Genomic DNA, 24,575 nt, shown 5'->3' with positions numbered 1-24,575 from the left:
AAAGAGGAGGGGCGGTCCCGAGCCGCACTCCGGGGCGAGAGCCCGGCCGGCGGGCGCCGCCCCTCGGTGCTTACCGGGTGGCGCGGTTGATGGCGGAGACGACGGCCTTCAGGGACGCGGTGAGGATGTTGGCGTCGCGGCCCACACCCCAGAAGACCTCGTCGCCGACCTCGCACTCGACGTACGCCGCCGCCAGGGCGTCGCCGCCGGCCGAGAGGGCGTGCTCGTGGTAGTCCAGCACGCGGACGTCGTACTTCAGCGGCTTGATGGCGTCGACGAAGGCCGAGACCGGGCCGTTGCCCTCGCCGGTCAGCTCGTGCGGGACGCCGTTGGAGTAGACCTGCACGGCGACCGTCTCGTTGCCCTCGCCGCCGGACTTCGACGTGACGGTCAGCAGCGACAGCTTGCCGGGCGCCAGGTACTCGTTGGAGAAGATGTCCCACATCACCTGGGGGCCGACCTCGCCGCCCTCGGCGTCGGTGTGCTGCTGGATCACGCGGCTGAACTCGATCTGCAGCCGGCGCGGCAGGTCGAGGCGGTGCTCGGACTTCATGATGTACGCGACGCCGCCCTTGCCGGACTGCGAGTTGACCCGGATCACGGCCTCGTACGAGCGGCCGACGTCCTTCGGGTCGATCGGCAGGTACGGCGCTTCCCAGGTGATCTCGCCGACCGGCCGGCCCTCGGCCGCGGCCTGCTTGTCCAGCGCCTCTAGGCCCTTCTTGATCGCGTCCTGGTGCGAGCCGGAGAAGGCGGTGTAGACCAGGTCACCGGCGTACGGCTGCCGCTCGGGGACGCGCATCTGCGTGCAGTACTCGACCGTACGGCGGATCTCGTCGATGTCGGAGAAGTCGATCTGCGGGTCGATGCCCTGGCTGAACAGGTTCATCCCCAACGTCACCAGGTCGACGTTGCCGGTCCGCTCGCCGTGGCCGAACAGGCAGCCCTCGACACGGTCCGCGCCGGCCATCAGCGCCAGCTCGGTCGCGGCGACCGCCGTACCGCGGTCGTTGTGCGGGTGCAGGCTGATCGTGCTGTGCTCGCGCCGGGTGAGGTTCCGGCCGAACCACTCGATCTGGTCGGCGTACACGTTCGGCGTGGACATCTCGACGGTGGCCGGCAGGTTCAGGATGATCTCGCGGCCCTCGGCCGGCTGCCAGACGTCGCTGACCGCCTCGCAGACCTCCAGCGCGAACTCCAGCTCGGTGCCGGTGAAGATCTCCGGGCTGTACTGGTAGCCGAACTCGCAGTCGCCCAGCATCTCGTCGGCGTACTTCATCACCGTCTCGGTGCCGCGGACGGCGATGGTGCGGCACTCGGCCTTGTCGACGTTGAAGACGACCCGGCGGAACAGCGGCGCGGTCGCGTTGTACAGGTGGATGGTCGCCTTCGGCGAGCCCTGCAGCGACTGCACGGTCCGCTCGATCAGCTCCTCGCGGGCCTGGGTCAGCACCGAGATCGTCACGTCGTCGGGGATCGCGTCGCCCTCGATCAGCGAGCGGACGAAGTCGAAGTCGTACTGGCTGGCGCTGGGGAAACCGACCTCGATCTCCTTGTAGCCCATCTTCACCAGCAGGTCGAACATCCGGCGCTTGCGGGCCGGCGACATCGGCTCGACCAGCGCCTGGTTGCCGTCGCGCAGGTCGGTGGACAGCCAGCGCGGGGTCCGGTCGACGGACTTCGCCGGCCAGGTGCGGTCCGGCAGGGCGATCGGCGGGAAGGCGCGGTAGCGCGCTACCGGCATCCCGGACGGCTGCTGGACGGGCTGAGGCTGGTTCTTCGGTGCCACGGGGTTCTCCTCGAGAAGGCTGTACTACGGGGTCGCAGACGACCGGCGCACGACAGAACTCCGCGGCGAGGGAACCGGCCTGGTCAGGCCTCGCCGCGGCAGCGAAGGAGGAGAATCTGGTGCCGCATGATGCCAGCGAGTCTAGGCACAGCTGCGCCCGGCCGTCGAACCGGGGGTCTCGATCGGCGAGACACGCAGCGTGATCGCCGCCTGATCGACCGGTGAGTAGACACCGTCTATCGCCTTCGTGTAGACACTGTCTACGTGATCGCCCTCGCCCTGCTCACCGTCGCCGCCGGCTGCCACGCGACCTGGAACCTGCTGCTGAAGCGGTCGCCACTGCAGGGCCCGGGATTCGTCTGGCTGTGCGCTGTTCTGACGGCGCCGGTGTCGCTCGGGCTGATCGCGTGGCGCGGGCTCGGGCCGGCCTGGTGGGCGGCGCTGGTAAGCATGGCGCTGCACACGGCGTACGCGGTGACCCTGCAGCGGGCGTACGGCGCCGGCGGGTTCTCGATCGTCTATCCGGTCAGCCGCTGTACGACGCCTGTGCTGGTGACGCTCGCGGTGATCCCGTGGACGGGCGCGCCTCCGCCGGTGACCTGGCTCGGCGGTGCGCTGGTCGCCTGCGGCGTCCTGGTGATGGACCGGGGATCGGCCGCGGGTCCGCGAGCCAACGGGCGACGGCTCGGGCGCGGCGTCGGACTGGGCCTGGTCGTCGCAGCGTGCAGTTGCGCCTACACCTTGTGGGACGGGTTCGCGATCACCACGCTCGACGTCGACCTGCTGTCCTATCTGGCGGTCAGCAACCTTGCCCAGGTCATCCTGCTGACCGCGGTCGTCCGGCCACGCAAGGCCTTGCAGTACTGGCGGAGCGCCGTACCGGTTGCTGTGCTCACGCCCGCCAGTTACGGGCTCGTGCTCGTGGCGATGACGCTGACCTCGATCGAGACCGTCGCGATCGGGCGCACGCTCAACGTCGTCGTCGGCACGCTGCTCGGACTGCTCGTCCTCCGCGAACGACTGACACCCTTGACCACTACGGGACTAGCCGCCATCGTCGGCGGCGTGCTGCTAGGAGCATCGTCGTGAAAACTCTCGTCTGCCTGCACGCCGCCATCAGCGGCCCCGGCACCTGGGACACCGTCCGCCCAGGCCTGGAAGCGCTCGGCTATCAGGTGGTCTGCCCGACGCTGCTCGGCCATGAGAACGCCGTACGACGTGACGCCTATCCCCTGGCGGCCTTTCGGGACCAGGTCGTGCGTGACCTCGAAGGCGTCGACCGCTTCACGCTGGTCGGGCATTCCCTCGGCGCCTTCATCGCAAGCCTGGTCGCCCAGCAGTACCCCGACCGGGTCGAGCGCCTGATCCTCGAGGAGATGCCCGTCCCGCCGCGCGACGCTCAGGACAGCTCGCCCGCCCGAACCGCCGCCGGTCCGGTGATGCGCGTGCTGGCGCGCCTGAGTCGACGGTCCTACGACCCGGTCATGTTCCGCCAGGTCCTCGCCGAGCTCCAGGCACCCCGGCCCGAGTGGTGGACCGACCTGCCCAAGATCACGGCCCCCACTCTCCTGCTCGCCGGCGGCTCCGGCAGCCACCTGGACCAGTCCCGCTTCGACCTGGTCGCCAAGTCCTTGCCCGCAGCAAGCATCACCGAGGTCCCGGTCGGCCACCGGATCCACAGCAAGGCGCCTGAGCGATGGATGGGAGCAGTGCGCGATTTCCTCGAACCGTAGAGGATCGTGCAAGAGGCCGAGAGCTTCTGTCTACCTCATTCACGCGCCGGGCTGTGGAATTGAGCCATGAACGTCACCTACGGATTCCAAGCCACCATGACCGCCAAGCCGGCAATGGGCAACCAGCTCGTCGACGTCCTGCTGTCCGCGCTGGAGCCGGGCAATCCGGCCTCCACCGAGTATTGCGTCGTCTACCTGGTCAGCCGTTCGGCTGCCGACACCGACGTCGTGCACGTCACCGAGGGCTGGACCACCGAGGAGGACCACCACCGAGTCTTCGCCGGACCGGCGGCCCAGGCGATCGTCGCGCAGGTGCAGGAGCTGCTGAGCGACTCCACCGGTACGGACTACACGCCCGTCGGCGGCAAGGCGGTGCTGTGATGATGGCGCGGCCTGCCCTCGACCCCAACCTCGCTGCCGGCTGGCGCCCGAGGCCACCGGGGCTTGTCTTCAAGTTGGGTTGAGCTCCTAGGCTGGAGCACATGACTGAATCCCTCGCCGCGCGGCTCGGTACGCATGGGCTCGGCGCGTTGGTCACCCTCAAGCGGGACGGCCGGCCGCAGCTGTCGAACGTCACCTACGTGTACGACGCGGAGCTCAACCGGATCCGGGTCTCGCTGACCGACGGCCGGGCGAAGACCAAAAACTTGCGCCGCGACCCGCGGGCCAGCCTGTACGTCGACGGGCCGAACGGGCGGTCGTACGTCGTACTGGAAGGCAAGGCCGAGCTCACCGCGGTCGCGCAGGACCCGCACGACGAGACCGTCGAGGCGCTGGTCGACTACTACCGGACCGCCTCCGGCGAGCACCCGGACTGGGACGACTACCGGCGCGCGATGGTGGCGGACCGGCGGCTGCTGCTCACGATGACGGTCGACCACGCGTACGGGATGCCGAAGCCTTCCTGACAACGACAACCGGGCCGGCCCACCAAGGTGGACCGGCCCGGCACAAGCACTAGCTCACTTCAGGTCGAAGCGGTCGAGCTCCATCACCTTGGTCCACGCGGCGACGAAGTCCTTGACGAACTTGGCGCCGGCGTCACCGGCCGCGTACACCTCGGCCAGCGACCGCAGCTGCGAGTTGGCGCCGAAGACCAGGTCGACCGCGGTCGCGGTCCACTTGACCTCGTCGGAGCCGAGCGCGCGGATCTCGAACACGTTCTCCTCGGTGGCCGAGGCCTTCCACTCCGTGCCCGGCGCGAGCAGGTTCACGAAGAAGTCGTTGCTCAGCGTCTCGGCCTTGTCGGTCAGGACACCGTGCGCCGTACCGCCGACGTTGTTGCCCAGGGCCCGCAGGCCGCCGACCAGGACGGTCAGCTCCGGAGCGGTCAGCGTCAGGTTGTACGCCCGGTCGAGCAGCAGCAGCTCAGGCGTCAGCTTCTCCCCGGCCTGCAGGTAGTTGCGGAAGCCGTCGGCCCGCGGCTCGAGCACCGCGAAGGACTCGACGTCGGTGTCCTCCTGCGAGGCGTCGGTCCGGCCCGGGTGGAACGGCACGGTGACGTCGTGGCCGGCGTTGCGCGCCGCCTGCTCGACCGCGGCCGAGCCACCGAGCACGATCAGGTCGGCCAGCGAGATCTGCCGGCCACCGGCGCTGTTGAACTCCTGCCGCACACCCTCGAGGATGTCCAGCACCTTGGCCAGCTCGGCCGGCTCGTTGATCTCCCAGTTGCGCTGCGGCTCCAGCCGGATCCGCGCGCCGTTCGCGCCACCACGCTTGTCGGTGCCACGGAACGTGGCCGCCGAGGCCCACGCCGTCCGGACCAGCTGGCCGATCGACAGCCCCGAGTTCAGCAGCTTGTCCTTCAGCGCCGCGACGTCCGCGTCGTCGACCAGCTCGTGGTCGACGGCCGGCACCGGGTCCTGCCACAGCTGCGGCTCCGCGACCCACGGGCCGAGGAAGCGCGAGACCGGGCCCATGTCACGGTGCAGCAGCTTGTACCAGGCCTTGGCGAAGGCGAGCTGGAACTCCTCCGGGTGCTCCAGGAACCGGCGCGAGATCTTGTCGTACTCCGGGTCGAAACGCAGCGCGAGGTCCGTGGTCAGCATCGTCGGGCGGTGCTTGCGGGACTCGTCGAACGCGTCCGGCACGGTCGCCTCGGCGTCCTTCGCGACCCACTGGTGCGCACCGGCCGGGCTCTTGGTGAGCTCCCACTCGTACGCGTACAGGTTCTTGAAGAAGTCGTGACCCCAGCGGGTCGGCGTGCTGGTCCAGGTGACCTCCAGCCCGCTGGTGATCGCGTCCTGGCCCTTGCCGGTGCCGTACGTGCTCTTCCAGCCCAGGCCCTGCGCCTCGATCGGCGCGCCCTCCGGCTCGGGGCCGACGTGCTCGGCCGGCCCGGCGCCGTGGGTCTTGCCGAACGAGTGACCGCCGGCGATCAGCGCGATGGTCTCCTCGTCGTTCATCGCCATCCGGCCGAAGGTCTCGCGGATGTCGCGGGCCGCGGCCACCGGGTCCGGGACGCCGTTCGGGCCCTCGGGGTTGACGTAGATCAGGCCCATCTGGACCGCGCCGAGCTTGCTCTGCAGCTGGCGTTCACCGCTGTACCGCTCGTCGCCGAGCCAGGTGTCCTCGGGACCCCAGAAGATCTCCTCCGGCTCCCAGACGTCCTCGCGGCCGAAGCCGAACCCGAAGGTCTCGAAGCCCATGTCCTCCAGCGCGACGTTGCCGGCCAGCACCAGCAGGTCGGCCCAGGAGATCTTGCGGCCGTACTTCTGCTTGACCGGCCACAGCAGGCGGCGGGCCTTGTCCAGGTTGGCGTTGTCGGGCCAGCTGTTCAGCGGGGCGAAGCGCTGCGCGCCGTCGCCGGCGCCACCGCGGCCGTCCTCGATCCGGTAGGTGCCGGCGCTGTGCCAGCTCATCCGGATGAACAGCGGGCCGTAGTGGCCGAAGTCCGACGGCCACCAGTCCTGGGAGGTCCGCATCACCTCGACGATGTCGCGCTTCAGCGCGTCCACGTCGAGGGTCTTGAACTCCTCGGCGTAGTCGAAGTCGGCGTCCAGCGGGCTGGCCTGCGGCGCGTGCCGGCGCAGGACCGAGAGGTCCAGCTGGTTCGGCCACCAGTCCCGGTTCGTCCGCGGGTTGGGCACCGTGGGCGTCGGGGAGTCGATGGCGGGGTTCTCGCTCTCACTGCCGTGGTGACCCACGTCAGGCGTCTCGGTCATGCTCAACCTCTCGATGTGGTGGCTGGTTCAGAACTGGCCGCGGAGCAGTCCGGGCACAGTCCCCAGTACACGACCTCGGCCTCGTCGACAGCGAAGCCGTGGTGGTCGGACGGGTGCAGGCACGGAGCCGCGCCGGTGGCGCAGTCCACGTCTTCGATGGCGCCGCAGGAACGGCAGACCACGTGGTGGTGGTTGTCGCCGACCCGGGCCTCGTAGCGGGCGACCGATCCGGCCGGCTGGATCCGCCGGAGCAGACCCGCGTCGGTCAGCGCGCGCAGTACGTCGTACACGGCCTGGTGCGACACGTCCGGGAGCTCCTCGCGGGTGGCCCGGATGATCGCGTCGGTGTCGGCGTGCGGGTGGCTGTGCACGGCGGTCAGGACCGCCAGCCGTGGCTTGGTGACCCGCAGGGCGGAGTCCCGCAGCAGGTGGTGGAAGTCACGGTCGGCAGCCATCGCCCGCAGTCTCTCGCGCTTTCTGGAACGAGTCAAGAATGGGTGATGCCGCAAGAAAGTCACCACCGGAAAACCACTCGCGGTACCCGCGCGTCCGCGCCACAGTGACCTGGTGGACATCACGAGGCTCTCCCCCGACGACGAGGTCGGGTGCGCGGACGCCGTGGCGCTGTTCCAGGCCACGCACAAGCTCGACTGCCCGGCCGCGTTGCTGCCGACCCCGCGCGGGTTCGCGGCGCACCTGAGGTACGGCTGGGACGGCGATCCCGGGCAGGCGTACCTGGCGCGCGACGAGGACGGCCAACTGGTCGGCGTGCTGAGCGTCGAGCTGCCGACGTACGACAACACGAACCTGGCCTGGTTCGAGGTCGAGGTGCACCCGGACCGCCGCGGTCGCGGGATCGGCGGCGAGCTGATCGCGTACGGCGAGGGCCTGGCCGAGGAGCTCGGCCGGACGTCGGCCGGGCTGAGCGCGTGGGACCTGCCGAAGGCGGACGTGTTCGCCCGCCGCCAGGGCTTCGAGCAGAAGGCGATCGAGGTGAACCGGCGCCAGGACCTGACCGTCCTGGACTGGGACCTCGTCCAGCGCCTGTACGACGACGCGGTGCGCGCTGCTTCGGCGTACGAGCTGGTGCGGGTGACCGGGAAGCTGCCCGAGGACCTGCTCGACGGGATGGTCGCGGTCACCGAGTCGATCAACGACGCTCCCAAGGACGACCTGGACATCGAGGACGACGAGTACAGCCCGGAGCGGCTGCGGGCCTACGAGGACGCCCAGCTGGCGCACGACCGGACGCTGTACCGGGTGATCGCGCGTGAGAAGGCGACCGGCGCACTGGCCGGGCACTCGACGATCACCGTGGAGCGCGAGCGCCCGCACATCGCCGAGCAGGCCGACACCGCCGTCTCCCGCGACCATCGCGGGCATCGGCTCGGCGCGCTGGTGAAGACCGGCATGCTGCTGTGGATGCGCGACGTGGAGCCTGCGCTGCGCCAGCTCGACACCTGGAACGCGGAGTCCAACGCCCACATGATCGGCATCAACGAGCAGCTCGGGTACCAGATCGTCGCGCGGTCGATCGCCTACCAGAAGTCGCTTTAGACGATCTGCAGCACCGTGACCTTGGTGCGGTTGCTGAGGGTGAAGCCCAGGTGCTCGTAGACGCGGATCGCGGGCAGGTTCGCGGTGCCGGTGTGGAGGAACGGCCGGTCGCCGCGCTGCTCGATGCCGGCTGCGACAGCGCGGATCAGGCGGGTGGCCAGTCCGCGGCCGCGGTGGTCGGGGTGGGTGCAGACGGCGCTGATCTCGGTGTAGCCAGGGATCTGGTAGCGCTCGCCGGCCATCGCGATCAGTACGCCGTCCTGCCGTAGGCCGAGATAGCTGCCGAGCTCGATCGTGCGCGCCCGGAACGGGCCGGGGTCGGTCAGCGCGACCAGGCTCAGCATCTCCGGTACGTCGTCGGGGCCGAGCGCGACCAGCTCGGCGTCCTCGGCACCCAGCCCGGCCGGGGCGACGAACTGCACCAGGTCGATCGTCAGATCCACCTTGAAGCTGCCGGGCACCACGAGGTCGGGGTGCTTGATGGCGACCACGCGACCGGGCCCGATCAGCGCGGCCGCGTCGGCCCAGTCCTGCTCACTCGGCTCGTCCGGCAGCCCGAGGAAAGGCGCTACGTCCAACGGATAGACCCGGACCTCGCCGCGCACCTGAGCGAACCCCGCGTGCGGACCGGTGAGGGCCGCGTACGCGGGGTTGAGCAGAACATCCATCAGAACCCGAGCTTTTTCAGGTGCTTCGCGTCGGTCTGCCAGTTCTTGGCGATCTTCACGTGCAGGTCCAGGTAGACCGGCGTACCGAGCAGAGCCTCGATCTGGCGACGGGCGTTGGCGCCGACCTCACGCAGGCGCGCGCCCTTGTGGCCGATCACGATGCCCTTCTGGCTGTCGCGCTCCAGGTACAGGTTCGCGTAGATGTCCAGGAGCGGCTTGTCCTCGGGACGGCCCTCGCGCAGCATCATCTCGTCGATGGTGACCGCGATCGAGTGCGGCAGCTCGTCCCGGACGCCCTCCAGCGCGGCCTCCCGGATCAGCTCGCCGACCAGGATCTCCTCCGGCTCGTCGGTCACGTCACCGTCGGGGTACAGCGGCATGCCGTGCGGCAGCAGCTTGACCAGCTCGTCGGCGACGACGTCGACCTGGAACCCGTCGACCGCCGAGACCGGCACGATCGCGGCCCACTCGATGCCGTGCGTCTCGCCCAGCTTGGCGATCTCGTTCAGGTGCTCGGCCATCCGGTCCGGCCCGACCAGGTCGGCCTTGGTGGCCAGCGCGACCTTCGGCGTCTTGGCGACCTTCGCGGCCTCCGCGACCAGGAACCGGTCGCCCGGCCCGATCCGGTCGCTGGCCGGCAGGCAGACCGCGATCACGTCGACCTCGGCCCAGGTCGTCTTCACGACGTCGTTCAGCCGCTCGCCGAGCAGCGTGCGCGGCTTGTGCAGGCCGGGGGTGTCGACCAGGATCAGCTGCGCGTCGTCGCGGTGCACGATCCCCCGGACGGCGTGCCGGGTGGTCTGCGGCTTGGACGAGGTGATCACGATCTTCTGGCCGACCAGTGCGTTGGTCAGCGTCGACTTGCCCGCGTTCGGACGCCCGACGAAACAGGCGAAACCGGAGCGGAACTCCTCAGGTGTGGACGACATCCCGAACCTCTCCGTTGCCATCAGCAACGACTACCGGCAGCGCGGCGCCACCGAAGTACCGGACCACCTCGACGTCGACGGAGTCCCCGTCGGTCACCACCGCGGCCGCCTCCAGCCCCTTGACCCCGGACGACACCGCCATCGCGGTGGCCAGTTGGAGCGCGGACAGCAGCACCGTGTCGAGCTGGACGGTACAGGCAGCGTACGTCCGGCCGTCGGTGTCGCGCACGGCGGCACCCTCGGCCGCCCGGGTGCGGGCGCGAGCGGCCCGGGCCAGGGTGACCAGCTTCGCGTCCTCGTCGGAGAGGTCAGGCAACGCAGTGCTCCATCAGGTAGGGCTCCATGTGTCAGGCAGTCTGGTGACTGCTGTCCTGCTGCTGCTCGGCGACCTCTTCGGTCCGCCGGACCAGCACGGTACCGATCTGGTTGCGGCGGCCGGACGGCCGCTCCGCGGTGAGGGAAAGCCCCTCGATCTCGACCTGCGCGCCGGGGATCGGCACCTTGCCGAGCAGCTTGGCCATCAGGCCGCCGACGGTGTCGACGTCGTCGTCGTCCAGCGGTACGCCGAACAGCTCGCCGAGCTCGTCGATCGGGTACCGGCTGGACAGCCGGTAGGCGCCGTCGGACAGCGCCTGCACCGCCTCCGGCGCCTCGTCGTACTCGTCGGTGATCTCGCCGACGATCTCCTCCAGGATGTCCTCGATGGTGACCAGCCCGGCGGTGCCGCCGTACTCGTCGACGACCATCGCGACGTGCATCCGGGCGGCCTGCATCTCGCGCAGCAGCTGGTCGACCGGCTTGCTGTCCGGCACGTACATGCACGGCCGCATCACCGACTCGACCCGCTCGGTCGACTCCGACTGGGCGTTGTCGTAGACGCGGCGCATCACGTCCTTGAGGTAGACGACACCGAGGATGTCGTCCAGGGAGTCACCGACCACCGGGATCCGCGAGTAGCCCGAGCGCAGCGCCAGCGAGGTGAGCTGGCGCAGCTTCTTGTGCCGCTCGATGTAGACCATGTCGGTGCGCGGCACCATCACCTCGCGCACGATCGTGTCGCCGAGCTCGAAGACCGAGTGGATCATCTGGCGCTCGTTGGACTCGATCACCGCGGACTTCTCGGCCAGGTCGACCAGCGCCCGCAGCTCGGACTCGGTCGCGAACGGGCCGGCCGCGAACCCCTTGCCGGGGGTGAGCGCGTTGCCGATCAGGATCAGCAGCTTCGGGATCGGGCCGAGCACCGTGGTCAGCGCCATGATCGGGCCGGCCGAGAGCATCGCGAACCGGTCCGAGTGCTGCCGGCCGAGCGTGCGCGGGGCGACGCCGATGATCACGTACGAGACCACCACCATCACCACCGCGGTGATCAGGATGTGCTCCCAGGTGACGGTGAAGATGTTCGACAGCGCCTGGGTGACCAGCACGATCGCGGTGATCTCGCAGGCCAGCCGGACCAGGAGCAGGGTGTTCAGGTAGCGCGGGGCGTCGTTGAGCAGCTCGCTCAACCGGACCGCGCGGGTGTTGCCCAGCTCGACCTGCTCGTTGGCGCGCACCTTCGAGTACGCCGAGATGGCCGCCTCCGCGCCGGCGAACACGCCCGCGAGCAGCACGAGCACCGCGGCCACCACCAGCAGGACGCCGTCGTGGTAGCTCACCGCGTCACTCCTCGCCGAGCCGGTTGCCCGGGGCGCGCCACGCTTCGAGCAGGCGGCCCTGGACTTCCCACATCTCCGCCTTCTCGGCCGGTTCGGCGTGGTCGTACCCGAGCAGGTGCAGGATGCCGTGCACCGTCAGCAGCTCGAGCTCGGCCCACGTCCCGTGGCCGGCCTTGGCGCCCTGCGCCGCGGCCACCGTCGGGCACAGGGCGATGTCGCCCAGGTGCCCGAGCGGCGGCTCGGAGTCGTCGGAGTCACTGCCCGGGCGCAGCTCGTCCATCGGCCACGACATCACGTCGGTCGGGCCGGGCAGGTCCAGGAACTCGACGTGGTACCGCGCCATCGTGTCCTCGTCGACCAGCTTGATCGACAGCTCGCACTCGGGGTGCAGGCGCAGGCTCGACATCACGAAGCGGCTCAGCCGCATCAGTCCGTGGGCGTCGATCTCCACACCGGACTCGTTGTTGACCTCGACGTTCATCGGTTCGGTTCAGCGCTGCCTTCGTAGTTTTCGTAGGCCGACACGATCCGGCCGACCAGCTTGTGCCGGACCACGTCGTGCGACGTGAGCCGGCAGAACGTCAGGTCCTGCACGCCTTCCAGGATGTCCTGCACGACCCGCAGCCCGGAGTTCGTCCCGGTCGGCAGGTCGACCTGGGTGACGTCACCGGTGACCACCATCTTGGAGCCGAACCCGAGCCGGGTGAGGAACATCTTCATCTGCTCGGGCGAGGTGTTCTGCGCCTCGTCCAGGATGATGTAGGCGTCGTTCAGCGTCCGGCCACGCATGTAGGCCAGCGGCGCGATCTCGATCGTGCCGGCCGTCATCAGCCGCGGGATCGACTCGGGGTCGAGCATGTCGTGCAGCGCGTCGTACAGCGGGCGCAGGTACGGGTCGATCTTCTCCGACAGCGTGCCGGGCAGGAAGCCGAGCCGCTCGCCGGCCTCGACGGCCGGCCGGGTCAGGATGATCCGGTTGACCTCCTTGGCCTGCAGCGCCTGGACCGCCTTGGCGACCGCCAGGTAGGTCTTGCCGGTACCGGCCGGGCCGATGCCGAACACGATCGTGTTCTTGTCGATCGCGTCGACGTAGCGCTTCTGGTTCAGCGTCTTGGGACGGATCGTCCGGCCGCGGCTGGACAGGATGTTCTGGGTCAGGACGTCGGCGGGGCTCTCGACGGTCTCGGCCTTGATCATCGCGATGCTGCGCTCGACGGAGTCGGCGGTCAGCCCGTGACCGGTCCGCACCACCGCGATCAGCTCGTCGACCAGCCGCTCGGCCAGCGCGAGCTCGGCCGGCTCGCCGTTCATCGTGATCTCGTTGCCGCGGACCATGATGTCGGCCGCGAACTCCTTCTCGATGATCCGGAGGAACTCGTCCCGGGCTCCGAGCAGCGCCACCATGTCGATGCTGTTCGGCACGACGATCTTGTGGGACGCCTTGGGCGGTTCGTTACCGCCGGCGCGCGTCGCACCCTGGTGCGACGGCTCGATACTGCGTGGCCTGGACAGCCTTTCCTCCTGATGCTGGTGACGATGACCTGATCCATGCTAGCCGTACGCTCCGACACACTCACTCGATAAAACCGCGGATCATCCGCCGTCTGGGGTCTGACCTGGTGTTTTGTCCCGTTCGAGCCGCCGGTCCCGCTCGGCACGCCACGGTTCGTCGGGCACCAGACACACCTGTACGCCGTCCGCGTGGGCCCTGAGCAGCGGCTCGACGAGGTCGCCGACGAGGAGCTCGGCCCGCTCCGGATCGCGCCGGCCCAGCTCGTGGGCGCGCAGGATCCGGTACGTCGCCTCGACCGCGGCGCGCGCCGTACCGGACCCGGCCGGCGGCTGGTCGAACGCGCCGAAGTGCGTGTTGCGGCCGTCGTCCCGGCCGAGCAGGTGGGACGGCGTGAACACGTGCAGCGCCCGCACGGCGGCAGTCGGGTCGCCGTCGTAGACCGCGTCATCTCGCCAGGCGTGTCCTCCGCTGTAGCTGTCCTGCACCGCGTGCACCGCCGCCCCGAGCTGCCGGAGGCCGTCGCGACCGGCGCGGGCCCGACGCAACTGGCCGACGACGTACTCCGCGTTGATCCGCAGGTTCTCCTGGCCGCTCCGGAACGGATCGGCCAGGAAGTGCTCGCGCTGGACATCAGGATTGAGGTACGCCGAGTGCAGCGTCGGGCCGGGACCGGCGTACGGGACGGTGCGCCCGGTGTTGGCGACGTTGCGGATCAGGCCGCCGGCGAGGGCTCGGTCCTGGTAGGCCTGGGCCCGGTCGAGCGCCTCGGCGTACTGGTGGCGCGGGACGCCGCGGATCAGGCCGTCCGCGCCGGCGAGCTCGGCGTACAGGCGATCGACGGCGGTCACGGTGAGTTCACGATGCCCGCACCAGCTGTGATCGCCGTGCTGTCTCATCGGGCTCCTGATGCGTCGTAGGTCACACGATGAGGCCGAACTTTCCCGTGGTTGTCAACCTGGGACACCTCCGTCGCGTCGTCGTCATGTGGCACAACCGGCCGTGGTGTATGACGAGTGCGTGGCTCAGGACTCCTCGTGGAATGCCGACGAGGCGCTGACGGCTGTCTACACGGCGCACTACACGTCGTTGGTCCGCCTCGGCGCCCTGCTGCTGCGTGACCGGGGAGCGGCGGAGGAGATCGTGCAGGACGCCTTCGTGGCGATGCACGCCCGCTGGCACCGGTTGCGCGATCCGCACAAGGCGCTGGCGTACCTGCGGACCGCCGTGGTGAACCGGTGCCGCTCGCGGCAGCGGCACCTGGTGGTCGTCGACAAGCACATGCCGCGCTCGCTGCCCGACGAGCCGAGCGCGGAGCAGGCGGTGCTGCGGACGGCGGAGACCGACCGCGTGATCGAAGCGATGCGCACCCTGCCGGAGAAGCAGCGCACCGTCATGGTGCTGCGGTACTACGGTGACCTGTCGGAGGCGGAGATCGCCGACACGATGGGGATCAGCCGCGGATCGGTGAAGAGCCATGCCGCGCGGGCGACCAAGTCGCTGCGCCAGGTCTTGGAGCAGAGCACATGAACGACCACCAGCCGAACGACGAGTTCGACGAGCTGATGCGGCGCGCCTTGCACCACGAGGCCGACCGGATCGAGCCGGCCGACGGGCTGCACGAGATCCAGGCCCGGGTGCGGAACACCCGGACGCCGGTCAACCGCCGTCCCTGGGTCGTCACCGCCGGCGCCGCCGTGGTCGGCACCGCCGCGGCGATCGGGGCGTTCGCCGTACTGAACGACGACAACCGGCAGGCGGGCGACAGCGAGGTCGCGGGAGCGCCCAGTACGACGGCCACCGCGACCGGGGCGCCGCAGAGCGCGACCGCTCGGCCGTCGGCCACGCTGCCGTCGACGTCGGCGTCGGTGTCCCTGCCGACCGACGAGACGCCCAAGGCGAAGCCGACCGAGGCCGGCAAGCTGGAGCCGGAGAGCTCGGGCGCGATCCCGGTCTACTGGCTGGGCGAGACGGTCGGCGCCGCGACAGGTCCGGGTGTCCGGCTGTACCGGACCTTCGTGCCGTTCAAGGGCCGGGCGACGTACTCGGCGGTGCAGCTGATGGCGTCCGGCAAGTCCGACGATCCCGACTACAGCTCGCCGTGGATCGGCGCGCAGGTCTCCGAGGTCCGGATGTCCGGCTCGTCGATCAGAGTGGACTTCAAGTCGCTGCCGAAGACGCGGCTCGATCCGGACGTCGCGCAGATGGCGCTGCAGCAGCTCGTCTACACGGTCCAGGGCGCCAGCGGTACGACGGTGCCGGTCGAGGTCACGCTGCGCGGCAGGCCGGTGCAGGAACTGTTCGGGGTCGCCATCAAGCAGCCGCTCGGGCGGGCGCAGTCGCTCGACGTCCAGGCGTTCATCTGGATCACCTCGCCGGCCAACGGCGCGGTGCTGAAGACGCCGTTCAAGGTGGCCGGGATCGCCGCGGTCAACGAGGCGCAGCTGAACTGGCGGATCACCTCCGACGACAGCCGGCGGGTGCTCCAGGAGGGAGTGGCGACGACCGGGGAGGCGTTCAAGCTCACGCCGTACTCGTTCGTCGTGGCGAAGCTGCCGGCCGGGCGCTACACGCTGGAGGTCTTCGAGGTGTCGGCGGCGGACGGTCGGCTGACCTCGACCGACACGAAGACGCTGCTGGTGAAGTAGGGCTCAGATCGACTGGGTGTCGGGGGCTCGTACGAAGCTGAAGAGCTGCCGGCCCGGCTCGAGCTCCTGCGGGTTGCCGGTCAGGCGGTGGACGCCGACCGACCAGAGCACGTCGTCCGGCGCGTCGTACGAGACCTCCTCGAAGCCGGCGCTTCCGAACCACTCACGGATGGCCGGGCAGAGGTCGGGCTCCTCGCGGGTGCGGGTCCAGACGACGGTCGCGCCGGGGGCGCAGAACTGCGGGAGCGCCTTGACGGTGGTCTCCACGTCGGCGTCGATGATGTTGCCGAAGACGCCGCAGAACAGCACGAGATCGGCCGGTACGGCGCCGGCGTACGCGTCGGTCCGGCCGGCGTCGGCCTCGACGACCTCGATGCCGGTCAGGCCGTTGACGGTGGCCGCCGTCCGCGCCAGGCCGGCGTTGCGGTGGTCGAGCTCGACGAGCCGCGCGGTGACGCGGCCTCGGGCCGGGTGGGTGGCGAGGACCTCGATCAGGTCACGGCCCTGGCCGGCGCAGGCGCTGACCACCTGGAGCTCGGCGTCGGGGTCGGCGTCGAGGCGTTCGCGGATCGCGCGCTGCACCGACGCGAGCCGGCGGCTCAGCGGCGACTCCTCGTCCTCGTACGACGAGTGCCACTCCAGCCAGTCCATCGAGCTCAAACCGCGGTCCTCCAACGAGATCTGGCCAGCAGGACGGATGCTGCGGCGACGCCTGCGGTGGACGTCCGCAGGACCGTGTCGCCGAGCAGTACCGGCTCTGCTGCGAAGGCTTCCAGCTCGGCGTCGGTGATGCCACCCTCAGGACCCACCACGATCACCACGTCGCCGGTGGTCGGTGGGTTCAGCGTCGCGAGCGGGGTCTTCGCTTCTTCGTGCAGTACGGCGGCCAGCCCCGCGTCGTGGACCAGGCGTGCGACCTCCGCCGTCGACGCCACCGGAGCCACCTCGCAGAACCAGCTCCGCCGCGACTGCTTGCTCGCCTCGAACGCCCAGGAACGCCACTTGGTCAGCGTCTTCTCCACCCGCTCCGGGTTCGCCCGGAACTGACTGCGATCCGCGTTCCACGGCACGATCAGATCGACCCCGACCTCGGTCAGCATCTCCACCGCCAGCTCAGCCCGCTCCCCCTTGGGCAGGGCTTGGACGACGACCAGCCGAGGAGCCGGTTTCGGCACACTCCCCCGCTGGTCGACGGCGACGGTGATGCCGGACTTCGAGGAGGCCACCACAGCACCTTCGGCGAAGTTCCCCACACCGTCCGTCAACCGAACCCGCTCCCCAGGACCGATCCGGCGCACCACCGCCGCATGCCGACCCTCGGCGCCGCCGAGCACCAGCTCAGCTCCTCCTCCGCCTGCGGCGGAGGAGGAGTGGGGGGAGGAGGAGCCGACGCCCCCGGGCTCACCGGCTACGCCGGGAGCGGGCGCCTCGCCGAGGTCGGCCAGGTGGAATACCGGGAGGCCCATGGTTGGCCGGGGGTTCAGTGGGCGCCGAAGGCGTCGCGGAGGCGGCCGAAGACGCCCTTGTGGGTGGCTTGGACCTGGCCCTGCGGGCGCTCCTCGCCGCGGGCCTCGGCCAGGTCCTTGAGGATCTGGGCCTGGTGCTCGTCGAGCTTCGTCGGGGTCTCGACGATGATCTGGACGATCAGGTCGCCGCGGCCGGCGTGGCGCAGGCGCGGGACGCCGCGGGCGGTCAGCGTCATCGCGGTGCCGGACTGCGTGCCGGGCCGGATCTCCAGCGGTGTCGTCTCGCCCTCCAGCGTCGGCAGGTCGATCGTCGTGCCCAGCGCGGCAGCGGTCATCGGCAGCGTGACCGTGCAGTGCAGGTCGTCGCCGTTGCGGCTGAAGATGTCGTGCGGCTCGACCTCGATCTCGACGTACAGGTCGCCGGCCGGACCGCCGCCGGGGCCGACCTCGCCCTGGCCGGACAGCTGCACGCGGGTGCCGCTGTCGACACCGCCCGGGATCTTCACCGTGACCGTACGACGCGAGCGCACGCGGCCGTCGCCGGAGCACTCGACGCACGGGCTCGGGATGGTCGTCCCGAAGCCGCGGCAGTTCGGGCACGGGCGCATCGTCCGGACCTCACCGAGGAACGAGCGCTGCGTGTGCGTGACCTCGCCCCGGCCGTGGCACACCTCGCAGGTGACCGGCTCGGACCCGGCCGCCGCACCCGACCCCGAACAGGTCGGACAGACAACGGCGGTGTCGACCTTCAGCTCCCGCGTCGTACCGAACGCGGCCTCGCTCAGGTCGATCCGCAGCGGGATCAGCGCGTCCTGGCCGCGCCGGGTGCGTGGTCGCGGACCGCGCGTCGCGCCGCCGGTCTGGCCGAAGAAGGCGTCCATGATGTCGGTGAAGGTGAACGCCTGGCCGAAGCCCGCGCCCGCCCCACCCGGTCCGGCGCTCGCGAACGGGTCGCCGCCGAGGTCGTGGACCTGCTTCTTCTGCGGGTCGCTGAGCACCTGGAAGGCGCGGCCGATCTCCTGGAACTTGGCGTGCGCGTCCTCGGAGTCGTTCACGTCCGGGTGGTACTGACGGGCCAGCTTGCGGTAGGCCTTCTTGATCTCGTCCTGGGACGCGTCACGGCTGACGCCGAGAACGGCGTAGTAATCGGTGCTCATACTCCAGACCAGAGGTAGGGAAATCGCTGATTGGTCATGAGTCGGCCAGGATCTGGCTGACGTAGCGCGCGACGGCGCGGACGGCGCCCATCGTGCTGGGGTAGTCCATGTGGGTCGGGCCGACGATGCCGAGGGTGGCCAGCGCCTCCGACTTGGGGCCGTAGCCGGTGGCGACCACCGAGGTGGTGGCCAGCCCCTCGTACGGGTTCTCGTGCCCGATCCGGACCGTGAGGGTCTGCGGGTGGGTCGCCTCGCCGAGCAGCTTGAGCAGGATCACGTGCTCCTCGAGCGCTTCCAGCACGGGTTTCACGTTGCGCTCGAAGTCGTCGCCGTACCGGGTCAGGTTGGCCGCGCCGCCGACCGCGATCCGCTGCTCGCCCTCGTCGGTGAAGGCCTCCAGCAGCGTCGTCACGATCGCCGTCACGAACGGCCGGTCGGCCGGCGGGAAGGTCTCGGCCACGCCGGTCAGCGCGGTGGTCGCGTCGGTCAGCCGCTGGCCGGTGAGCACCGTGTTCAGCCGGGAGCGCAGGTCGGCGACCAGCTGCTCGTCGACGTCGGCCTGCGCCTCGACGATCCGCTGCTCGACCCGCCCGGTGCTGGTGATCAGCACCAGCAGCAGCCGCCGCGGGGTCATCGTCACGACCTCGACGTGCCGCACGCTGGAGCGGATCAGCGTCGGGTACTGCACGATCGCGACCTGGCGGGTGATCTGCGCCAGCAGCCGGACGGTCCGCCGTACGACGTCGTCCAGGTCCACCGCGCCGGTGAGGAACGACGAGATCGCCTTCTTCTCGGCCGCGGACAGCGTCTTGACCGTGCTCAGCTTGTCCACGAACAGCCGGTACCCGGCGTCGGTCGGGATCCGGCCGGCGCTGGTGTGCGGCTGGGTGATGTACCCCTCCTCCTCCAGCGCGGCCATGTCGTTGCGCACGGTCGCCGGCGAGACGCCGAGGTTGTGCCGGTCGACCAGCGTCTTGGACCCGACCGGCTCGTGGGTCGCCACGTAGTCCTCGACGATGGCCCGGAGCACGTCCAGTTTGCGCTCGTCCAGCACGCGCACCACCCTCTCTCAGCATCCGGTCCTGGCACTCAGACAGTTCGAGTGCCAGTCTACCGACCCGTAGTAGAGGTTTGCGCCTCAGGCAGTTTCGGGCGAGGCTCCCAACGGTACTGCGGCCGGCCGCTCGACCGTGCTGGCGACGTCCACCGGCTGATCCTTGGCGGCCGCTTCGAGCAGCGACTCCAGGACGTCGAGCACGTGGAAGGCCAGGGCACCGTCCGCACGATGCGCACCACCGGTCCGGATCGCGCGCGCCATGTCAGCAACCCCGACACCGCGCCCCGCCCCGGCGTACCCGCCGGCCACCGGTACCTCGGTCCACTCGCGCTGCGCCGCAGTCGCGATCTCGACCGTGCCGTCGAACGCGTTCGGGTCGGGCACCGACAGGCTGCCGTCGGTGCCGTAGATCTCGATCCGCGGCAGGCGCGCGGCCCACACGTCGAACGACATCAGCACCGTCGTCAGCGCCCCGGACTCGTGCTCGAGGATGCCGGTCACGTGCGTCGGGACGTCGACCGGGAAGACCTGCCCGGCCCGCGGCCCGGTGTGCACCTTGCGCTCGTCCTGCGAGCGCCCCGCGCGCCCGGTCACCCGGCGGACCGGGCCGAGCAGCGTGATCAGGCTGGTCACGTAGTACGGGCCCATGTCGAGCAGCGGGCCGCCGCCGGGCTGGTAGTAGAACTCCGGCGCCGGGTGCCACAGCTCGTGCCCGGGCGTGACGAACGACGCACTGGCCGCCGTCGGTACGCCGATGTCGCCGCGGTCGATCACGGCGCGCGCGGTCTGCGTCCCGGTGCCGAGCACGGTGTCCGGCGCGCAGCCGATCCGCAGGCCCTTGGCCTCGGCGAGCTCGAGCAGCGGCTTGGCCTCGGCGCGGTCGACGGCCAGCGGCTTCTCGCCGTACGTGTGCTTGCCGGCTTCGAGGGCCGCCCGGTGCACCGGCGCGTGCGCGGCCGGGATGGTCAGGTTGAGCACGATGTCGACGTCGGGGTCGGCCATCAATTCGTCCGATGACAACGCCCGGACGCCGGGGTGCGCGTCGGCGACGGTCTGCGCGCGCGACACGTCCAGGTCGGCCACCGCGGCCACCTCGACGCCCGGCAGCTTGGCCAGGTGGTCCAGGTAGGTGCCGCTGATGACGCCGGTGCCGACGATGCCGACGCGGGTCACTTGCTCGCCCACAGCAGCCCCCGCTCGATGATCGTGCGGACCTCGGGGGTGTCCAGGTCGGCGAGGCTGTGGCCCGGCGTACAGACGAAGACCTTGCCGTCGCCCCAGGTGCGGGTCCAGACCGCGGGCATCGTCGCGCCCTCGATCCACGGGTAGTCCGGGTGGGCCCGGAAGGTCGTGGTCGCCAGGACGGTGTTGCTCGGGTCGGCGTGCACGTAGTACTGCTCGGTGTGCAGGTCGAAGTGCTCGATGCCCTCGACGATCGGGTGATCGGCGACCACCTCGATCCGGTGGTCGACGAAGCCGCCCGGGTGCGAGATGAACTGGCCGCCGGTCATGAAGCTGTAGTCGACGTTGCCGCGGAAGGAGTCGACGATGCCGCCGTGCCAGCCGGCCAGGCCGGTGCCGGCGCGGACCGCGGCCTCCAGGCCCTTGGTCTCCTCCGCGGTGATCTCGCCCATGCTGATGCACTGCAGCACCAGGTCGGTGCCGTCCAGATCGAGGTAGCTCGAGGTGCTGTCGGAGACGGTGACCTCGAAGTCGTTGTCCCGCAGGAAGGGGATGAACAGCTCGGTCGCCTCGACCGGGAGATGCCCTTCCCAGCCGCCCCGGACCACCAGTGCCCGTCGTGTCGTCACGCCGCCCTGCCCTTCAGAGATGGGATCTTTCCAGTGCCTAGGCGACCCTAAGCGCCCGCACCGGCCCCTTCAACCCCCTTCCCAGCCGGTGGATATCGTTTGCCGGAAATGGCCTGCTCTAGGGTCGGCGTCATGGGATGGAAGTTCTGGAAGAACGACGAGCGGCCGCAGGACGCCGTGCCGCCGGTGGCGGCGCCGCGGGTGCAGGACGACGTGCCGTTCCAGCTGCGCGTCGAGGACGTGTTCTCGATCACCGGCCGCGGCACGGTCGTCACCGGGCGGGTGCTGGCCGGGGTGGTCCGGGAGAACGACGAGGTCGGCGTCCAGCGCGGCGGTGTCGAGGTGCTGCGCACCGTGGTGGCCGGAGTGGAGATGTTCCGGCGGACCACCGATCGGGCGGTCGCGGGCGACAACGTCGGGCTGCTGCTGCGGGGCGTCGAGAAGTCCGACGTGCAGCAGGGTGACGTGCTGACTTCGTAGCCGAGGCCGCCGGATAAGGTCGGGCCATGAGTGAGTGGACCGAGCTGGGTGATCGATGCTGGGTCCGCCGGTATCGCGAGTGGGACCTGAACGTCGGGCTGGTGGTCGGTGACGACGGCGCGCTGGTGATCGATCCGCGCGCGTCGACCGCGCAGGCCGAGCAGGTGCTGGCCGAGATCCGCGAGCTGACCGACCTGCCGGTGAAGTGGGTCGTCAACACGCACGCGCACTTCGACCACACCTTCGGGAACGCCGTCTTCACCGAGGCGGCAACCTACGCGCACGAGAACGCGGCGACCGCCTTGGCCGAGCGCGGCCCGGCGCTGCAGGAGCACTACCGCGACCACCCGGGCACCGACCCGGCGTACCCGGAGATCCCCGCCGAGGTGCTGGCCGAGGTCGCCGCGACCGAACTGGTTGCCGTCGACAACACCTTCTCCGTGGCCAAGGTGATCGACCTCGGCGGCCGGCGGGTCGAGCTGCTGCACCTGGGCAACGCGCACACCGACGGGGACGTCGTGGTCGTCGTACCGGAGGCCGACGTGTACTTCGTCGGCGACCTGGTCGAGGAGTCCGCACCGCCGTCGTACGACGACGACTCGTACCCGCTGGAGTGGCCGGAGACGCTCGACCGGGTGATCGGGCTGCTCACTGCCGAGTCGAAGGTCGTCCCAGGACACGGCGCGGTCGTCGACGCGGAGTTCGTGCGTGACCAGGCCGGGCACCTCGGCACGGTCGCGAACACGATCTCCGGGCTGCACCACGCCGGCACGTCGCTCGACGACGCGCTGAAGCACACCGAGGACTGGCCCTGGCCGGTCGAGCACCTCCAGCACGCCGTACGCCGTGGGTACGCCGTACTGGGTGCGCCGCGCCGCCCGACGCTTCCGTTGCTCGGGCCTGAGCACTAATCGTGGTTATCCGTTGACACACTGACACCTCATCCCGCACGTTGTGTGCGAGGCGCCCCGACGGGATGAGGTGGGACCGATGGTCAACACGGATCAGCTCGATCACCCGGACGGAAGGGTCGAGCTCGACGACCCGACCGTGGTCACGCAGAGCCGGTACGGCAACGAGGAGCTCGCGCCGACCCGCATCGCCGAGCGGCGCTGGACGACGTACAACTACGCGGCGCTGTGGATGGGGATGGCGCACAACATCCCCAGCTACCTGCTCGCGTCCGGGCTGGTCGCGCTCGGGATGAACTGGCTGCAGGCCTTCCTCACCATCACGCTGGGCAACCTGATCGTGCTGGTGCCGCTGCTGCTGAACAGCCACGCGGGGACCAAGTACGGGATCCCGTTCCCGGTGTTCGCGCGGGCCTTCTACGGCGTCCGCGGCGCGAACTTCCCGGCGCTGCTGCGGGCCTTCGTCGCGTGCGGGTGGTTCGGCATCCAGACCTGGATCGGCGGGCAGGCGATCCACGTGATCGTCGGTGAGCTGGCCGGGTCGGGGTGGCAGAACGCCTCGTCCGTCGGTGGGCATCCGTGGACGCTGTGGCTGAGCTTCGCGTTCTTCTGGCTGCTGCAGATGTGGCTGATCTGGCGCGGGATCGAGGGGCTGCGGCGGTTCGAGAACTGGGCCGCGCCGCTGGTCACGGTCGCGTTCCTGGCGCTGATGATCGCGATCCTGGTCAAGGCCGGCGGGCCCGGCCCGATCCTGTCGCAGCCGTCGAAGCTCGGCTGGGACGCCGACTTCTGGACGATCTTCGCGCCGTCGCTGATGGGCATGATCGCGTTCTGGGCCACACTGTCGCTGAACATGCCGGACTTCACGCGGTTCGGCGCCGGGCAGCGCCAGCAGGTGATCGGGCAGATCATCGGCCTGCCGACCACGATGTCGTTCATCGCGCTGGTCTCGATCGTCACCACCTCGGGCACCGTGATCGTCTACGGCTCGGCGATCTGGGACCCGGTCGAGCTGACCCGCCGGTTCGAGAACCCGGTCGTGGTCACCGTCGGCCTGGTGATGGCGATCCTGGCCACGATGTCCTGCAACGTCGCCGCGAACGTCGTCAGCCCGTCGTACGACTTCGCGAACGCGCTGCCGCGCTGGCTCACCTTCCGTACGGCGGGCCTGCTCACCGGTGTCCTCGGCGTCCTCATCCAGCCTTGGCGCCTGCTCACCGATCCGAACATCTACATCTACGCCTGGCTCGGCTTCTACGGCGGCCTGCTCGCGTCGGTCGCCGGCGTCCTGATCGCCGGCTACTGGCTGATCGACCGCACCAACCTCTTCCTTGCCGACCTCTACCTCCCCCACCGCCGCTACTGGTACCGGGCCGGCTGGAACTGGCGAGCCGTCTTAGCAACCGTCATCGGGTCCGTCCTAGCCGTCGGCGGCGCGTACGGCGGCCCGTTCCCCGTCGATGGCCTGATCCCCCTCCTCAAACCCCTCTACGACTACTCCTGGGTCGTCGGCCTGCTCGCCGGCCTGCTCGTCTACCTGGGCCTCACCATCGCCCTCCCCCACCGCACCACCCAAGCCACCCACACAACCCCGACGGTCTAGAACCCCTTTGCTGAACCCACGGAGCATCGGTCACTCTTGGTCATCTGAACCGACCGGATGAGGTGGGCACCGTGACCGAGCCGACGACGCAGTTCACCCCGCACGAGACGCAGACCGAGCTCCCGCGTCCAGTCGCACAGCACGGGCGCGGCTCGCTGAACCAGCGGGCGCTGTACGCCGACGACTGGGACTCCCCGGAGACCAACGCCGACATCGCCCGCGACTTCGGCATCACCTGACCGAACCACCACATCGGAGGTGTTTGCCCAGTGCGAGCACCTCACCCTGGTCACCCGCGACACCGCCGTCCACGCCTACCAGGTCTCTCACCTCGCCGCCTGCGCCCCAGCCCGGCGGCAGGCGATGGGGGAACCGCTGAGGGACGCGCGTCTGCCGCCGGGATCCTGCGACCTCGGGTGTGTGGTTGACGGGCTGAA

Annotated in this window: 27 protein-coding genes; 11 read left to right on the top strand and 16 right to left on the bottom strand. The window is 70.0% G+C overall.

Going from position 1 to position 24,575, the window contains the following annotated elements:
- Positions 1–70: 70 nt before the first annotated feature.
- Positions 71–1,744, bottom strand: coding sequence for a 2-isopropylmalate synthase (gene leuA / locus ABD235_RS01355; RefSeq protein ID WP_344173626.1), 1,674 nt, complete (start codon positions 1,742–1,744; stop codon positions 71–73).
- A 309-nt stretch (positions 1,745–2,053) separates the two neighbouring features.
- On the opposite strand from leuA, the gene ABD235_RS01350 reads away from it, so the two are divergent.
- The 4 genes from ABD235_RS01350 (at position 2,054) to ABD235_RS01335 (ending at position 4,430) form a co-directional block, all read left to right on the top strand.
- Positions 2,054–2,878: an EamA family transporter gene (locus ABD235_RS01350; protein ID WP_344168000.1), complete on the top strand. Its 825-nt coding sequence runs from the start codon at positions 2,054–2,056 to the stop codon at positions 2,876–2,878.
- Positions 2,875–3,522 (top strand): alpha/beta fold hydrolase, encoded by a 648-nt coding sequence (locus ABD235_RS01345; RefSeq protein ID WP_344167997.1) that lies wholly within the window; start codon positions 2,875–2,877, stop codon positions 3,520–3,522. The genes ABD235_RS01350 and ABD235_RS01345 overlap by 4 nt, the downstream gene beginning before the upstream one ends.
- 66 nt (positions 3,523–3,588) lie before the next feature.
- The gene (locus ABD235_RS01340) at positions 3,589–3,903 is read left to right on the top strand and encodes an antibiotic biosynthesis monooxygenase (RefSeq protein WP_344167994.1); all 315 of its coding nucleotides are present in this window, start codon (positions 3,589–3,591) and stop codon (positions 3,901–3,903) included.
- A gap of 101 nt (positions 3,904–4,004) precedes the next feature.
- Positions 4,005–4,430 carry a PPOX class F420-dependent oxidoreductase gene (locus tag ABD235_RS01335; protein WP_344167991.1) on the top strand — a complete coding sequence of 142 codons (426 nt, stop codon included), beginning with the start codon at positions 4,005–4,007 and terminating at the stop codon, positions 4,428–4,430.
- A 54-nt stretch (positions 4,431–4,484) separates the two neighbouring features.
- Here ABD235_RS01335 and katG read toward each other — a convergent pair whose 3' ends face one another.
- Positions 4,485–6,686, bottom strand: a complete 2,202-nt coding sequence (katG, locus tag ABD235_RS01330) for a catalase/peroxidase HPI (RefSeq protein WP_344167988.1) — start codon at positions 6,684–6,686, stop codon at positions 4,485–4,487.
- Positions 6,687–6,688: 2 nt separating this feature from the next.
- Positions 6,689–7,141: a Fur family transcriptional regulator gene (locus tag ABD235_RS01325; RefSeq protein WP_344167985.1), complete on the bottom strand. Its 453-nt coding sequence runs from the start codon at positions 7,139–7,141 to the stop codon at positions 6,689–6,691.
- Between the two features lie 112 nt (positions 7,142–7,253).
- Between ABD235_RS01325 and ABD235_RS01320 the strand changes: the two genes are divergently transcribed.
- A complete protein-coding gene (locus ABD235_RS01320) occupies positions 7,254–8,243 on the top strand; it encodes a GNAT family N-acetyltransferase (protein ID WP_344167982.1) in 990 nt (329 codons plus the stop codon).
- Here the strand turns inward: ABD235_RS01320 and ABD235_RS01315 are convergent.
- The 7 genes from ABD235_RS01315 to ABD235_RS01285 form a co-directional block, all read right to left on the bottom strand.
- Positions 8,240–8,911, bottom strand: coding sequence for a GNAT family N-acetyltransferase (locus ABD235_RS01315; RefSeq protein ID WP_344167979.1), 672 nt, complete (start codon positions 8,909–8,911; stop codon positions 8,240–8,242). The genes ABD235_RS01320 and ABD235_RS01315 overlap by 4 nt on opposite strands.
- Positions 8,911–9,840, bottom strand: coding sequence for a GTPase Era (gene era, locus ABD235_RS01310; protein WP_344167976.1), 930 nt, complete (start codon positions 9,838–9,840; stop codon positions 8,911–8,913). Before era ends, ABD235_RS01315 begins: the two co-directional genes overlap by 1 nt.
- Positions 9,824–10,156 (bottom strand): cytidine deaminase, encoded by a 333-nt coding sequence (locus ABD235_RS01305; protein ID WP_344167973.1) that lies wholly within the window; start codon positions 10,154–10,156, stop codon positions 9,824–9,826. Before ABD235_RS01305 ends, era begins: the two co-directional genes overlap by 17 nt.
- Before the next feature lie 31 nt (positions 10,157–10,187).
- Entirely contained in the window at positions 10,188–11,495 is a 1,308-nt protein-coding gene (locus ABD235_RS01300) for a hemolysin family protein (protein WP_344167970.1), read from the bottom strand.
- Between the two features lie 4 nt (positions 11,496–11,499).
- Complete coding sequence (gene ybeY, locus ABD235_RS01295) at positions 11,500–11,976, bottom strand: rRNA maturation RNase YbeY (protein ID WP_344167967.1); 477 nt, start codon at positions 11,974–11,976, stop codon at positions 11,500–11,502.
- On the bottom strand, positions 11,973–12,899 hold the full coding sequence (locus ABD235_RS01290; protein ID WP_344173624.1) for a PhoH family protein: 927 nt from the start codon (positions 12,897–12,899) through the stop codon (positions 11,973–11,975). Before ABD235_RS01290 ends, ybeY begins: the two co-directional genes overlap by 4 nt.
- A gap of 189 nt (positions 12,900–13,088) precedes the next feature.
- On the bottom strand, positions 13,089–13,904 hold the full coding sequence (locus tag ABD235_RS01285) for a hypothetical protein (RefSeq protein ID WP_344167964.1): 816 nt from the start codon (positions 13,902–13,904) through the stop codon (positions 13,089–13,091).
- Positions 13,905–14,025: 121 nt separating this feature from the next.
- Between ABD235_RS01285 and ABD235_RS01280 the strand changes: the two genes are divergently transcribed.
- Entirely contained in the window at positions 14,026–14,535 is a 510-nt protein-coding gene (locus ABD235_RS01280; protein ID WP_344167961.1) for a SigE family RNA polymerase sigma factor, read from the top strand.
- Positions 14,532–15,653, top strand: coding sequence for a Gmad2 immunoglobulin-like domain-containing protein (locus tag ABD235_RS01275; protein ID WP_344167958.1), 1,122 nt, complete (start codon positions 14,532–14,534; stop codon positions 15,651–15,653). Before ABD235_RS01280 ends, ABD235_RS01275 begins: the two co-directional genes overlap by 4 nt.
- Positions 15,654–15,656: 3 nt before the next feature.
- On the opposite strand, the gene ABD235_RS01270 is transcribed toward ABD235_RS01275, so the two are convergent.
- The 6 genes from ABD235_RS01270 to ABD235_RS01245 form a co-directional block, all read right to left on the bottom strand.
- Positions 15,657–16,304, bottom strand: a complete 648-nt coding sequence (locus ABD235_RS01270) for an SAM-dependent methyltransferase (protein ID WP_344173622.1) — start codon at positions 16,302–16,304, stop codon at positions 15,657–15,659.
- Positions 16,305–16,309: 5 nt separating this feature from the next.
- Complete coding sequence (locus ABD235_RS01265; RefSeq protein ID WP_344173620.1) at positions 16,310–16,990, bottom strand: 16S rRNA (uracil(1498)-N(3))-methyltransferase; 681 nt, start codon at positions 16,988–16,990, stop codon at positions 16,310–16,312.
- A gap of 143 nt (positions 16,991–17,133) precedes the next feature.
- Positions 17,134–18,276, bottom strand: a complete 1,143-nt coding sequence (dnaJ, locus tag ABD235_RS01260; protein WP_344167955.1) for a molecular chaperone DnaJ — start codon at positions 18,274–18,276, stop codon at positions 17,134–17,136.
- Positions 18,277–18,310: 34 nt separating this feature from the next.
- The gene (gene hrcA, locus ABD235_RS01255; RefSeq protein WP_344167952.1) at positions 18,311–19,330 is read right to left on the bottom strand and encodes a heat-inducible transcriptional repressor HrcA; all 1,020 of its coding nucleotides are present in this window, start codon (positions 19,328–19,330) and stop codon (positions 18,311–18,313) included.
- A gap of 84 nt (positions 19,331–19,414) precedes the next feature.
- The gene (locus tag ABD235_RS01250; RefSeq protein ID WP_344167949.1) at positions 19,415–20,518 is read right to left on the bottom strand and encodes a Gfo/Idh/MocA family protein; all 1,104 of its coding nucleotides are present in this window, start codon (positions 20,516–20,518) and stop codon (positions 19,415–19,417) included.
- Positions 20,503–21,144 carry a ThuA domain-containing protein gene (locus ABD235_RS01245; protein ID WP_344167946.1) on the bottom strand — a complete coding sequence of 214 codons (642 nt, stop codon included), beginning with the start codon at positions 21,142–21,144 and terminating at the stop codon, positions 20,503–20,505. The genes ABD235_RS01250 and ABD235_RS01245 overlap by 16 nt, the downstream gene beginning before the upstream one ends.
- Before the next feature lie 132 nt (positions 21,145–21,276).
- Here ABD235_RS01245 and ABD235_RS01240 point away from each other — a divergent pair, with 132 nt between their 5' ends.
- From ABD235_RS01240 to ABD235_RS01225, 4 genes are all read left to right on the top strand, one after another.
- On the top strand, positions 21,277–21,624 hold the full coding sequence (locus ABD235_RS01240) for an EF-Tu/IF-2/RF-3 family GTPase (RefSeq protein WP_344167943.1): 348 nt from the start codon (positions 21,277–21,279) through the stop codon (positions 21,622–21,624).
- Between the two features lie 26 nt (positions 21,625–21,650).
- Positions 21,651–22,535, top strand: coding sequence for an MBL fold metallo-hydrolase (locus ABD235_RS01235; RefSeq protein WP_344167940.1), 885 nt, complete (start codon positions 21,651–21,653; stop codon positions 22,533–22,535).
- Positions 22,536–22,614: 79 nt separating this feature from the next.
- Positions 22,615–24,138 (top strand): NCS1 family nucleobase:cation symporter-1, encoded by a 1,524-nt coding sequence (locus ABD235_RS01230; RefSeq protein ID WP_344167937.1) that lies wholly within the window; start codon positions 22,615–22,617, stop codon positions 24,136–24,138.
- A 71-nt stretch (positions 24,139–24,209) separates the two neighbouring features.
- Complete coding sequence (locus tag ABD235_RS01225; protein ID WP_344167934.1) at positions 24,210–24,377, top strand: hypothetical protein; 168 nt, start codon at positions 24,210–24,212, stop codon at positions 24,375–24,377.
- Positions 24,378–24,575 lie beyond the last annotated feature (198 nt).

The sequence above is a fragment of the Kribbella lupini genome (assembly GCF_039529595.1).
GTDB lineage: Bacteria > Actinomycetota > Actinomycetes > Propionibacteriales > Kribbellaceae > Kribbella > Kribbella lupini.
The sequence above is the reverse complement of the archived record's forward strand: the minus strand, read 5'-3'. Positions and strand labels throughout refer to the sequence as shown.